The sequence below is a fragment of the Sunxiuqinia sp. A32 genome (genome assembly GCF_052690465.1).
Genome location: NZ_JBQYLI010000012.1, coordinates 38,573 through 53,369, shown reverse-complemented (window position 1 = coordinate 53,369; position 14,797 = coordinate 38,573). Strand labels below are relative to the sequence as shown.

Genomic DNA, 14,797 nt, shown 5'->3' with positions numbered 1-14,797 from the left:
ATGAATTTTATTAAATGAAAAGATTAAACCTTTTTCTGATAATACTGGTTGGTGCCTTAATATTGTTGACAAACCAACAGACAAGTGCAAAAAGTAATAGGCATCAAGATTTATCTGATACTATTCGAATTCTAACAATTGGTAATAGCTTTGCTGATAATGCATGTCTTTTTTTACAGCGGATAACTGAATCAGTAGAAGGATGTAATATTATTATCGGTAAAGCCAATATTGGAGGTTGCTTTTTGGAGAAACATGCGAATCTAATACAACAATGTGAACTAGATTCAATGTTAAAGCCCTATTCCGGTAAATCTTTAAAAGAAATTCTGCAGCAAGATTATTGGAATGTTGTTACCATTCAGCAAGTAAGCTATTTAAGCTTTAAGGCAGAAACTTACCAACCATATGCAAATGAGATATGTGACTTTGTTAATAAATATGCCTCGCAAGCCAAGATATTTATTCATGAGACTTGGGCATATGCGCCAGACTGTTCTCGTCTTGAGGAATTTGGAATGACTTCCGGACAAATGTATAGGCGATTGAAAAAGAACTATAACATTTTATCCAGAAATAATAGTTTGCCCATCTTGCCTTCCGGCGATGCTTTTCACCGTTCATCAAGAAAAAATAAAGAGATAAACCTTTGGAGCATAAAAGACAGGTATCATGCCAGTATTAATGGTTGTTATCTGGCAGGTTGTGTATGGTTTGGAAAATTATTTGGTCGATCCCCGAATGAAATCACCTATATACCGAAAGGGATGAAAAAAGAAACTGCAAAATTCCTCCAAACTATTGCATCCAGATAAGCTGTTTTAAAGCGTTAATTTGTAATCCTTAAATAAAAGAACAATGAGAGTTAAAGTGTTGATATATAGTATTTCAGTGTGGATTGCTTGTTTTTTATTATCATGTACAAGCGAGACTTCACAGTCAAACGTTGACAACAAAGAGGTGAAGCGTCCAAATGTTATTATACTAATGACAGATGATCAGGGGTATGGTGAGCTTTCGGTTCATGGAAATCCTATTCTGCAAACCCCTCAATTGGATAAACTACATGACCAAAGTATTCGGTTTACAGATTTTCATGTTGAACCGATGTGTACACCAACTAGGGGGCAATTGATGACCGGTTTGGATGCAGTGGTTAATGGAGCTGTTAATGTAAGTAGTGGACGGTCGCTAATGAGAAGAAATGTGAAAACGATTGCCAATTATTTTTCAGACAATGGGTATAAAACCGGAATCTTTGGCAAATGGCATTTGGGTGATAATTACCCATTTAGGCCGGAAGACCGGGGCTTTGATGAAACGCTTTGGTTTCCATCATCACATATTAGTTCTGTTCCAGATTATTGGGGTAATGACTATTTCGATGATGTATATACAAAGAATGGGAAACGAGAAACTTTCAAAGGATTTTGTACTGATGTGTTCTTTCAGAATGCTAAAGAATGGATGAAAAAGTGTTTTGATCAGGGGCAACCGTTTTTTACTTATTTACCAACAAATGCACCTCACCAACCATTTTTTGCAAAAGAAGAAGATATTGCAGAAATGAAAGAAGTGGTTGAAAATTCACAATGGTCATCGATGCCAGCCAGAAAAAGGCATGACTTTATTCGCTATCTGGCTATGATTCGAAATATAGACTGGAATGTCGGTGAGCTTATGAAATTCATGGATGATGAAGGCCTGACAGATAATACCATTTTTATATTCTTAACTGATAATGGGAGCACCTTTGGACCTGATTATTATAATGCAGGTATGCGCGGTAAAAAAACGCAATTGTACGAAGGAGGTCATCGTGTACCATTTTTCATTCGTTGGCCTAAAGGAAAAGGGTTCGATCAGCCACGAGACATCGATGGCCTGACACAGGTTCAGGATATTGTTCCAACACTTATGGATCTATGCGAAATAAGCTACGCCGAAGGCAGTTTCTCAGGACAAAGTTTAGCTTCAGTTTTAGCGGGGGATAAGACGATTGATGAAGACAGAACTTTATTTGTCAATTTCAGCGAAATGCCATTTATGTTTGACTATCCGTCTCCCTATAGCAATACCATTATGAAAGAGAGTGGAGCGGCTGTTCTTTGGAAAAACTGGCGATTATTGAGAGACTCAGAATTATATGACTTGGAGAACGATCCACTTCAAAAAAAGAATATTATTGATGAACATCCTGAAATCGTTAGCTCATTAATGAGCAAAAGAGCCAAATGGTGGTCTGGTGTTGAGGATATCGCAAATAAGCCGGTAAGAATCATTATTGGCAATGAACATGAGAATCCACTATTGCTTTCATCGTGTGATTGGATGGATGTTTTCGTTGATCAGCAGGGGCAAGTAAAACAAGGTGAACGAAAAAACAGTTACTGGTTGCTGGAGGTTGAACAGGAAGGTCTTTATGAGTTTGAATTAAGGCGTTGGCCAAAAGAATATGATATTCCTTTAAATGAAGCCAGTATAAATGAAACTGCGTTACCTATTGGAGTTGCAAAAATATTTATTACTGGAGAAAACGCCGATTTTAGAAGACGAGTTGAGGTGAAAAATGAAGATACGAAGGTGGTTTTCCAAACGATATTAAAACCTGGTACAATTACATTACATACTTGGTTTGATGCTTCAAATGGTGAGGCGATTACAGGTGCCTATTACGTGTATGTGACCAGAAAATAAATTCAACCACTAAATCTAAAAAGCAGATGAAGACGATTATAATTTCAATGTGGCTGTTAAGCTTTATTTTCTTAAATCTACATGCTGAAAATAAAGCACAATGGATAACTGCTGCTGATTGCCAAAATACAACTAATCTCTGGATGTGTTTTAGATACAATTTTGATGTAGATAAAGTTCCACAATCAGCAAAAACCCGAATTGCAGTTGATACAAAATACTGGCTCTGGATTAATGGAGAAATGCTTGTTTTTGAAGGAGGAGTTAAGCGTGGTCCCAATCCAAATGATACTTATTACGATGAGGTTGATGTTGCACCATATCTTCAATCAGGGAAAAATACCATAGCATTTTTGGTTTGGCATTTTGGCAAAGAAGGCTTCTCACACAACCCGAGCGGTAAGGCAGGATTATTTGTTGATTGCCATGCTGCGAATGGATTCGAATTGGTAAGTAATAATCAGTGGTTTTCATGTGTTCACCAGGCTTATCAAACAGCATCTCCACCAATCCCAAACTACCGATTGCCAGAATCCAGCATTTCTTATGATGCCAGGTTTGAGATTAAAGATTGGCAAAAACCATCATTTCAACCTAGAGGATGGAAAAGATCAAAAACACTTGGCGAAGAGGGTGTGGCTCCATGGAATAAACTTCATCCAAGAATTATTCCGCAGTGGAAAAATTATGGTATCGCTAATTACATCAAAACGGAGTTGAAAGTAGGAGAAGATAAAGACACATTGGTAGCCTATCTTCCATACAACGCACACATTACACCTTATTTAAAATTAAAAGCTCCGGCAGGAGAGAAAATCATTATGCACACTGATCATTTTCAGGGTGGTGGTCCCTATAATATTAAAGCAGAGTATATCACCAAAGAAGGTATTCAGGAATACGAAAGTTATGGTTGGATGAATGGACACAAAGTTTTTTATATCATCCCTAAAAATGTTGAATTATTGTCTGCCAAATATCGTGAAACCTCTTACAATACTGAATTTGCAGGGCTTTTCGAGTGTAGCGATCCGTTCTTAAATGAGTTGTGGGAAAAATCACGCAGAACCTTGCTGGTAACCATGCGTGATACCTATATGGATTGTCCGGACAGGGAACGTGCCCAATGGTGGGGTGACGCGGTTAACGAGTCGGGCGAAGCGTTTTATGCATTAGATACCATGAGTCACTTGTTGATGAAAAAAGGGATGTATGAGCTAATTGAATGGCAAAAAGATAATGGTGTATTAATTTCTCCAATTCCTTCAAATTACGAGTTGGAGCTTCCCGGGCAGATGTTGGCTTCGATTGGTCAATATGGTTTTTGGAATTACTATTTAAATACTGGTGATAAACAGCCGATAGCTGATTTGTATGACGGTGTGACCAAGTATCTTGATTTATGGGAATTGAATGAAAATGGAAATCTGAAGTTGCGAAAAGGTGGCTGGTTCTGGGGAGATTGGGGACCTAATGTAGATAAAGAAATCCTCTTTAATGAATGGTATTATCTTGCCATGAAAGGAGCAAAAAACATGGCGAACCTGTTAGGCTTGCAGGAAGATGTTAATTACTATTCCCAACGCATGGAAGCATTTAAGAAAGCATTCAATCAAAGTTTCTGGAATGGAAAATCTTACCGACATCCTAAATATAATGGAGAAACAGATGATCGTGCTCAGGCGCTTGCTGTTGCAGCGGGTTTGGCTGATCCTAATATATATCCGGCCATTCTTGAAGTTTTAAAGACGCAGGAATATGCGAGCCCATATATGGAGAAATACGTAATTGAGTCGCTGTTTATAATGGGCTATGAGGAGTATGGTATTGAACGATTAAAAAATCGTTTTGGAGAAATGGTAAATGATTCCGGTTTGACGACTCTTTACGAAGGATGGGGCATTGGCAAGAAAGGTTATGGTGGTGGTACTACTAATCATGCATGGAGCGGTGGCGGACTTACGATCATGTCACAGTATGTGTGTGGTGTTGCTCCAGTTGAACCCGGCTATAAAGTCTTCCACGTTCTCCCACAACCGGCAGGACTTGAATTCGCAAATGCAGAAGTCCCAACGGTTGCGGGGGAAATTAAGACTTCGTTTCAGAATAAACCTGATCAATTTATTCTGAATGTGCATGTTCCAAAAGGTAGCTCAGCTGTTGTGGGAGTGCCTCGTGATAATTTTTCCGAGATAAAGGCAGGTGATAAAAGTATATGGGCGAAAGGTAAATATATTTCGCACAAATCATTTAAAAAAGCAGACACCAATGAATCCCATATTCAATTTGAAGTTGGAGAAGGGACTTATGAGCTAAAAGCCTTTCGATAGAATGAGATGATTTTAATCTAACAAACCTATATCATGAAAAAAATATTTATACCAATAATACTGATACTTGGACTTATTCTGAATACCTCAATTATCTATTCACAAGATAAAACGACTACAAAACTGGAAATTGAACAGGACTCAATCTCAGGAATAGAGATAGATAAAGTTGATGGAAATGCATTTAAATTTCATACAATAAGTTTAACTCCACGAATTGTAACAAAACCATTGAAATATAAAAGGCAAGCAGAGAATCTGGTGCTGACTTTCGAATACATTTGTCCCAAAGGAATGGATATAGTTACCATTTGGTTTGGACCTGATTTTGATAATGAACGCAAAAAATTTATCCGTCGAGTTTCTCCCTCAAAAGATTGGGTTGTTTGCTCAATTGATTTAAGTGAGAATATTCAGGATTGGGGCAAACCTGGTGATGTATTAAGAATAGAATTAGGAGATGACCCTAATGAAGAAATCCAGATTCGTAGTATTCAGCTTCGTCCTATGAATAAAGAAGAAGAAAGGATTTCGGATGCCAGGAAGGCAAAGAAAAAGCAAGATGCTGTTTTAGAAAAGAATTTGAGATGCTACTTAAATGGGAATTATGGTTCTTCAATAGAAAAGGTTGTGGTAACTGCCGAAAAGATTAGTATTGAGGGAGAAGTCGAGAAAAATGAAAATATATTTCTTTGCGAAGTACCTCCTTATATGGATGTGACCGAAGAACAAGAATTTGCAACAGTGATTTCAATTACTGATTTTCAATTTACAGTAGATCAAAATCGTTTTGTGGAGCGAGATGGAACTACATATGACCGCTTACTTTCAAAATGGGTGTTGGCAGAAAAAACTAAAGCAGCTTATCGTTTGGTTTCCAATGCTCGTTATGCAGATGAGATAGAGTCACTTTATAAACTTCCTAAAGAAATACCTGCTACTAAAAAAGGGTTGGGTGGTTTTTACCTGGGCAAAGGTCCGGTTAGCGATCTGGATGAACTTGGTATTTCAAGTGTTACTGTTAATATTCGTTTTGCAACCTTTATGTATTCAGAACCGGCTAACGACAGAATAGCTTATTCCTACAATGGAAAGGATTATTATTTCGGGACTAAAGCTGTTGAGCGTTTGGATGCAACTTTGTTGGAAACTGCAAAACGTAACATCATCGTAGCAGCAATTTTGTTGGTTAATAAAGCAGAACAATGTCCTGATCCAAAGATCGGAAAGTTGTTGCAACATCCAGATATGGATCCGGCCGGGAATTACAGCATGCCCAATATGACAACTCCTGAAAGTGTTGATTGCTATGCTGCCGCACTGGATTTCTTGGCTTCCCGTTATAGTCGTCCCGACAAGAAATATGGCCGTGTTCATCACTGGATTATCCACAATGAGGTAAATATGGGAACCGAATGGACTAATATGGGAAAAAGAACTGAATTGGTATTTATGGACACATATATTAAGTCAATGCGAATGTGTTACAACATCGCCAGGAATTATAATCCACATTCAGAAGTGATGATTTCAGTAACAAAACAATGGCTTTGGAAATCAGCACCAAGGTTTTATCTGGTTAAAAACTTGATGGATATTTTACTGGATTATACCAGGGTTGAAGGCGATTTTCAATGGGGAATGGCCAATCATCCTTACCCCCAATCGCTATTTGAACCTAAAACCTGGCTGGATACAAAAGCTCAGTTTCATTTTGATACTCCAATTATTACATTCAAAAATCTGGAAGTTCTGGATGCGTGGATCAAACTTCCTGAGGTTTTATATAAAGGGAAATACAAAAGAACTTTATGGCTTTCCGAAAACGGTACTAATTCGAGAACATATTCAGAAAAGGATTTGGAAGAACAGGCTGCAGGACTGGCTTATGCCTGGAAGAAAATTGAAAAATTGGATGGTATTGATGGTATTCAGTGGCACAATTGGATCGATAGCAGAAGGGAATATGGTTTGCGGATTGGCCTTCGTCGTTTCCCGGATGATGAAACTGAGCCAATGGGGAAGAAACCCGTGTGGTATGTCTATCAGGCAGCAGGAACTAATAATGAAGACGAAGTGCTGAATCCTTATAAGAAGACAATTGGGATTAGTGAATGGGATGAAGTGAACTATTGTGGTGAAATTGATCAGAATAATAAAAAGAAATCATACCGGGATATTCAATCAGATACTTGGGTAGCTACAGATGCTTTGGGGCGAGAGCTGTCTACTACTGAAGAATGCAGCGATCCCAAAGATGATCGTTTTGTTGGGATGTTTTATTTCCTAACCAAAATACACCCTGGGGAAGAGGGTTTTTCTAATGATGTAAGTAAAATATTGAAGGAAAATCCAGATAATCCGAAGTGGGGAACTGGAAAGCATTATTGGGCAGAACCGGAAATTGGTTATTACCTGAGCTATGATGAATGGGTAATTCGTAGGCATGCTTATCAATTATCTGATGCAGGTGTTGATGTTGTAATTTTTGATGTGACAAATGATAAAACTTTCCCAGAGGTTTATTTGCCAATTTGTAAGGTTTGGAGACAGATGCGCAAGGAAGGGGAACGAACACCATATATTACTTTTTTAGGTAGTGAAATTTCAATTAATCAGTTGTGGACAGATTTTTATAAAAAGGGTATGTATCCTGATTTGTGGTTCTATTGGAAAGGAAAACCATTATTGCTGTATGGCCAGCATGAAGTTCCGGTGAGAAACAAAGTAAATGACATTGAATTCTCAGAGGATATAAAAAAATTCTTTAATCTTCGTCAGAGTTGGGCATGGACTTCACTTCCATGGTATGATGATGGGCACGATGAATGGCCTTGGGTTGATCACTTCCCTCAAACAATTGGTTGGCATGAAAGTCCTGATAAAGCGGAAAATGTACCGGTGGCTGTTGGACAGCATCCGTTGTCAAATATCGGAAGGAGTTTTCATCAATTTCATCAGCCTGAAACAGACAAATACGATTTGACCCCATATACTGATCAGGGATTACATTTTCAGGAACAATGGGATTATGCATTGAAGGTAGACCCTGAGTTTATATTTGTTACAGGGTGGAATGAGTGGACTGCCAGTTGTAAAGTAATGGAAGAAAATGTTACTGAGGAATTATTAAAATGGAAGTTTTATCCTGGGGCACATTTAGGAAGAGCAGGCAAAGAATTAAAGGCTGGTGATCGATATTTTTTAGATCAATACAACCAGGAATACAGCCGTGATATTGAACCTATGAAAGGTGGACACACCGACAATTATTATTATCAGTTAATTAGTAATGTGCGGAAATATAAAGGAGCAAGAAAAGGCCCTGATGCTGGAGAAATGAGAACTATTGATTTATCAAAGGGATTTGATCAGTGGAAGGACATCAAAACAGTTTATTACGATCACGTGGGCGATGTGGCAGAACGTAACAGTCAGGGAGAAGGGAAATCTGGTGTATATAAAAATAGCACAGGAAGAAATGATATTATTGAGTCGAAAGTGGCACGAGATGAAGACAATATTTATGTCTATGTCAAGACAATGGAAGCATTGACCCTTTATTCTGATAACAATTGGATGCTTTTATATATAGATGCAGATCAGAACAAAAGTACTGGTTGGGAAGGTTATGATTATTTAATTAATAGTGAGATACTGTCAGAGAATAAAACAACTGTAAAAGACTGGGTAAAAAATAAATGGAAAAAACTTGATGAAGTTTCTTATACCTATTCTGGAAATGAATTGATGATTTCAATACCTAAAAGTTTAATTGAAGAAGAAAAGGTTTCTTTTGATTTCCACTGGACTGATAACATTCAAGAACTAAACGATATCAATGAATTCTTCTTAAATGGAGATAATGCCCCGGAGAGAAGATTCAATTATCGTTATGCCGAATAAGAACCTTTACTTCTTTTGAGTAAGAAGTATGAGATAAAAGAAAAGTAAAATTAAAACTGATATGTATATGGATTGAAAAAAGTTAAGTAAAACAATGAAGGCCACTCTTAGAGAGAAGCCTTCACGAATGGTAATTAATTAAATTTTTAACAGTAGTTCTCAAATGAAAAATTTGGCGATTTGACATATCTGAGTAACTGCAAAAACCTAAACAAAAATATGAAAAAAAAATCTGAATCAGGAGGATTCAGAGTGCTTGAATTCTCCGTGTTTGAAATGTTAAGGATTATCAACTTAATAGTTGTAATGATCTGTTTTGTAGGTTTGTTGAGTAGTATTGGTTATACAAATTCCTTTGATGAAAAACAAGCTGTACACCAACAGTTAACAGTTTCCGGAAAAGTTACAGATTCTTCAGGTGCAGCTCTGCCGGGAGTGACTGTTGTTATTAAAGGTACAACTCAAGGTACTATTACAGACCCAGATGGTAACTATATTCTTTCAAACCTTTCGAAAGACGCGATACTGGTTTTTTCTTTTGTTGGTATGAAACCCCAGGAAATTGCAGCTAAGGGAGAATCTGTAATTAATGTATCCCTTGAGGATGAGTCTTTTGGGATTGGAGAGGTGGTTGCAATTGGATATGGTACAGTTAAAAGACGAGATTTAACTGGTTCTACATCGTCTGTTCATGTTGATGAGCTGAGTGAAGGTGTTACTACTTCTGTTGATCAAATGATTTCTGGAAAAAGTGCTGGCGTAAGCGTTGTTCAAAATAGTGGAGAACCTGGAGGTGCAGTTTCGATAAACATTAGGGGCTCGAGTTCAATTGGAGCTTCTAATAGTCCTTTGTTCGTAATTGATGGAATTCCCTTTAATGATGATAAACCTATTAACAGGAACAACATTGGATATGGGAATAGTGATACTCCCAGAAATCCATTGAGAGGAATTAATCCCGGTGATATTGAAAGTATTGAAATCTTGAAGGATGCGTCAGCTACAGCAATTTATGGTTCTCGGGCTGCTAATGGAGTTGTGTTAATAACCACTAAAAGTGGGAAAAAAGGTGATGTTGGCACTCAAATCAACTATCACAGCCAAGTTGGAATTCAGAACTGGTCGAATGAGATAGATGTGTTAAATGCACAGCAATATAAAGAAGCATTAAATGAAATAATTGATGCAGGAGCTGCTGATCAATCTTTTAAAGTTGGGGAAATAGCAAATGGAGGACAGGGAACTGATTGGCAAGATGCAATCAAAAATATTAATGCTCCTATTTTAGATCAGCAAATTTCGGTAGTCGGCAAATCTCCTAAAACTTCTTATTACTTTTCATTAAATTATAAAAATCAAGAAGGAACTATAAAAGGATTTAACTATCAAAATTATTCTTCCAGAATTAATCTAGACTCTGAATTATCCGAAAATCTAAGAATTGGGTTAAAAGTGTCTGGCAGTTACAGTCGGGACGAATTTGCTCCGCATGGCCGTGGAAAGATTGAGGAGTCTGGGGTTGTTCGAGGGGCTATCAATTTTGATCCAACTTTTCCAATTAAGAATCCTGATGGAAGTTTTGCTTTAAATGAACTTCTTAGTCTTGATAATCCTGTTGCATTGATTGAAGGGGTTGATGACGAATCCAATATCATTTCAATTTATTCCAACCTATTTGCTGAGCTTGATATAACTAATTCATTGACAGCAAAAGTAAGGGTTGGAGGTGATTTTATTAATGAAAATAGAAAGTCTTTTATAGATGATCAGACTAAAAAAGGACGGGAACAAAATGGGTATGGGAGACTTCAAAATTCCGAATCATCACACTATCTGATTGAAGGGTTACTGACCTATCTAAAGTCAAATGACAATTATAGTATTAATGCAGTAGGCGGTATTACTTATGAACGATTTGTTACAGATTATTTAACCACAGCTGCATCTGACTTTCCCTCCCTAGAACTAGGGGCAAATAAGCTCAACTTGGGAGACCAATCAACTTATATTATTGGGAATAATAAATATGGTAATAGGCTTTCTTCATACTTGGGAAGGGTAAATTATTCACTTTACGATAAGTACTTATTTACTATCTCGGGTCGTTTGGATGGATCATCACGATTTGGTAGTAATAACAGGTTTGCGTTTTTCCCATCTGCTGCTATTGGATGGAGATTGTCAGAAGAAAATTTCATGAAAGGGGTTGAGGCTATTGACAATCTCAAGTTAACCAGTAGTTGGGGGAAATCGGGTAACCAGGCAATCGGAAATTATACACATCTTTCAACATTCAGTACTGGCAATAAGGCGGTTCTTGACAACAACTTGGTAAGCACAACAACCCCCACCAGAATGGGAAATCCCGATCTAAAGTGGGAAACGACTGATCAGATAAACTTCGGTTTGAGTTTTGGCTTATGGAATTATAAGATAGAAGGTAATGTTGATTATTATATTAAAACAACTGAAGACCTTCTTCTGGATGTTCCAATTCCAACTTCAAGTGGATTCAATACAATGAAGTCCAATGTTGGTAATATGGAAAACAAGGGTTTTGAATTGGCTTTAAATACCAGAAATATAAAAACAAATAAATTTACATGGAATACTACTTTTAACTTCACAACATTTAAAAATGAAGTAACTAAAAACGGAGGATTCGACATTTTTGTTGAAGACATTGGCTGGGGGATTAACACCGGAATTATTAGAGAAGGAGAGGCTCTTAAATCATTTTATGGCTGGGAAGTGGAAGGTATTTGGCAAACGGATGATGACTTTTCAGTTACAAAAGAAAATGTTCAGCCTGGTAATATTAAATTTAAGGATCAGAATGGTGATGGATATATTCGTGATGACGATAGGGTAATCCTAGGGAATTCTTTCCCTGACTTTTTTTGGTCTATTGGTAATACATTCAATTATAGGGGTTTTGAGTTGTTCGTGTATGTAACTTCCGAACAAGGCTTTGAAATATTTAATGAGAATATAATGGAAACTTTTTATCCTATAAATATTCGAAGAAATAAATATGCTGAACCATTTTTGAATCGATGGACTCCTGAAAATCCGACAAACCAGTATCCTTCCTTTGTTCATACAGATGCACAGGGAAAGAAAGCCCCTAATACATTCATGATTGAAGACGGGTCTTATGTAAAACTTAAAAGTGTCAGACTAAGTTATGACCTTAAGAATTTATTCAAATCATTAAGATCAGCACAGGTGTATGTGGTTGGTGAGAATATTTATACAATTACAGATTTTAATGGTATTGATCCTGCTGCAAATCCAAGAGGAAATGCTAACTACCGAATGGAAAGAAATCCGTTCCCTACTTCTACAACATTCATGCTTGGCCTTCAATTAGGATTTTAACACTTTAATTGAAATATAAAATAGTTTATCATTATGAAAGCAAAATATATACAAATAATTCTATTCTTGTTTTTAATTCAGGGATGTAAGTCTATTTTGGATGAACCTGTTCATTCAGAATTTGCAGGTGGAAATTTGTTAACTACCGAACCTGGAATAGAATCTTTACTTTTTGATGCCTATAGCTGGTCTTCGAATATGCTTGGTCCGCAAAGCCAGCATGAAATTAAGAGAGCGGAAATGACCGCAGATATATTGACTCAAACAGGCGGAGGGGAGCATGGGAATGCAACCTATCTTTTAAATTTCACATGGGATGCAACTACCAACGATGACAATGCATTCATGTGGGGATCATGCTGGAACGCAATTCGAAATGCAAACATTGTATTGGATAACATTATGAATGTTGAAAATATCAATGAACAAGACAGGGAGAGAATATCTGCGGAAGCACGTTTCATTAGAGCCATAGAGTACTACGATCTTTGGAATCAATATGGAGGTGTTCCTTTAAGAAAAAGTACGAATGATCCATTGGAATTACCAAGAGTCGGAGACGATGAGTTAATAAGCTTTGTTATAGCTGAATTGGAGGATATAGAACAGATTCTTCCAGCGCCAGGAAATGAACCTAATCATGGTAGGGCAAATAGTGGTGCAGTAAGAGCATTTCTGACAAAAATTTATCTGAACACAATGCAATGGCAAGATGCGGCAGATATGAGCCAAAAAATTATTTCAAATGGCTACTATGAATTGTATCCGGATTATAATGAAATGTTTGCACTTGAAAATGAACAAAACAGTGAATTTATTTGGGTTCGTTCAGCGTATACCAATAATGAAGCTACTTCCAATACTTGCACCGCAACGGCATTCCCTTGGGGATTTTACAAAGCATTGGATGGGGGGATTGAAGGAGTTACGCAGCAGGGGTGGACGAACTGGGCTTCTCAGTACAGGCTATACGATGAATTTTATTTCTCCTTTTCTCCAAACGATACCCGTAAAAAGAGAATATTAACAAAATATATTCATGCAAATGGTGATACAATTAATTTGCTGGCGACCCCTGATAATACAAGATCTATGAAATATCCTCCGGATCCTAATGCTACTGGTAATATGCATGGTAATGATATTCCATTTATCAGGTATGCAGATATTCTATTGTCAAGAGCGGAAGCTTTGAATGAGATTCAGGGACCAAATAGTGAAAGTATATCACTAATCAATCAAATTAGGTCCCGGGCAGGGATTGAGGATTTGAGTTTATCTGATTATAATTCAAAAGATGAATTGAGAGATCATATTTTAGATGAAAGAAGATGGGAATTTTGGTATGAAGGAAAGCGCAGAAGGGATCTGTTGCGGATGGGTAAGTTTATTGAGTTTGCACAAAGTAGAGGAGTTACAAATGCACAGGAATTCCATAGGAAATTTCCGATTCCACAATACGCTTTAGAAGCAAATCCTTTGCTGGAGCAAAATGCTGGATATTAACTTATTAGTCTGGGTTTTGCTGGATGTAAAATAGCCAGACTAATGTTAGGGAATGCTGTTGAAATCCAAATGTTTAATATCAGAAATTTGGTTTTGACAGCATTTTTATTTTACGTTTTTTATTTTCGATTATTTAAATCGTCAAGAATAATCAAGTTTTTGCTATAACTATATAATGATCATCAAAGTTTTTTTCTGATTTTTCTCCTTCAACTTTTTTTCTAAATGCTTTGGTTAAGGAACATTATTTTAGGAAAACATATAAAGATGTTGGATCGAGAACTCTTTTTTGTTATTGGTTACCTTCAAGAAAATTTGATTTTTCTAACTTTGGCTGAAGTAAAACGGGTCAAATGTCAGGAAATGATCAAATGATTTGGGAAGATATTTGTAATGGGAATGTTGATTCTCTTCGTATTTTACATGATCGTTACTACTTGCAATTATGCTCTTACGCCAGGAGATATGTGAATAATTCTATTCATGTGGAAGAACTTGTTTCAGATTGTTTTGTAAAGCTTTGGGTACATCGAAAGAATATAATGATTGAGAAATCAATCAAATCATATGTTTTTCTCATGCTTAGAAACCGAATTGTTGATGAAGCAAGAAAATCTGAATCAAATATTGTACTGAGTTCTGAGTCATTGCCAGACATCCCGGATGAGGCTGTCATTAACAAAAGTGATTTTTATGCAGAGCTTTATGGGGCGATCCAAAGACTTCCAGAACAAAGGAAAAAGATACTTGAATTGGCAGCATTTGAGTCATATACATATAAAGAAATTGCATCTGAACTCAGTATATCTGTAAATACTGTTAAAACTCAAATGAGTCGGGCCTACAAGTTCTTAAAAGAAGAATTAGATCCTAATAGCTTTTTATTTTTGTATCTCCGAGTTAAAAAAGATAATAAATTGTAAGATTGCTGTCACCCTCCAACTTAATTATATCCGTCCTATAAGTAGAAACCTGTT

General features: G+C 36.8%; 7 protein-coding genes. All 7 read left to right on the top strand.

Features of this window, described 5'->3' with window-relative positions; all coding sequences use genetic code 11:
* Positions 1-14: 14 nt before the first annotated feature.
* Complete coding sequence (locus ACUNWD_RS13090) at positions 15-815, top strand: DUF4886 domain-containing protein (protein WP_445588272.1); 801 nt, start codon at positions 15-17, stop codon at positions 813-815.
* A 43-nt stretch (positions 816-858) separates the two neighbouring features.
* Complete coding sequence (locus ACUNWD_RS13085) at positions 859-2,697, top strand: arylsulfatase (RefSeq protein ID WP_445588271.1); 1,839 nt, start codon at positions 859-861, stop codon at positions 2,695-2,697.
* Between the two features lie 26 nt (positions 2,698-2,723).
* Positions 2,724-5,027, top strand: a complete 2,304-nt coding sequence (locus ACUNWD_RS13080; RefSeq protein WP_445588270.1) for an alpha-L-rhamnosidase-related protein — start codon at positions 2,724-2,726, stop codon at positions 5,025-5,027.
* 33 nt (positions 5,028-5,060) lie between these two features.
* Positions 5,061-8,933: a DUF5722 domain-containing protein gene (locus tag ACUNWD_RS13075; RefSeq protein WP_445588269.1), complete on the top strand. Its 3,873-nt coding sequence runs from the start codon at positions 5,061-5,063 to the stop codon at positions 8,931-8,933.
* A gap of 219 nt (positions 8,934-9,152) precedes the next feature.
* Complete coding sequence (locus tag ACUNWD_RS13070) at positions 9,153-12,314, top strand: SusC/RagA family TonB-linked outer membrane protein (protein ID WP_445588268.1); 3,162 nt, start codon at positions 9,153-9,155, stop codon at positions 12,312-12,314.
* Positions 12,315-12,347: 33 nt separating this feature from the next.
* Entirely contained in the window at positions 12,348-13,820 is a 1,473-nt protein-coding gene (locus tag ACUNWD_RS13065; RefSeq protein WP_445588267.1) for a RagB/SusD family nutrient uptake outer membrane protein, read from the top strand.
* A 353-nt stretch (positions 13,821-14,173) separates the two neighbouring features.
* Positions 14,174-14,743, top strand: coding sequence for an RNA polymerase sigma factor (locus tag ACUNWD_RS13060; protein ID WP_445588266.1), 570 nt, complete (start codon positions 14,174-14,176; stop codon positions 14,741-14,743).
* Positions 14,744-14,797: the final 54 nt, after the last annotated feature.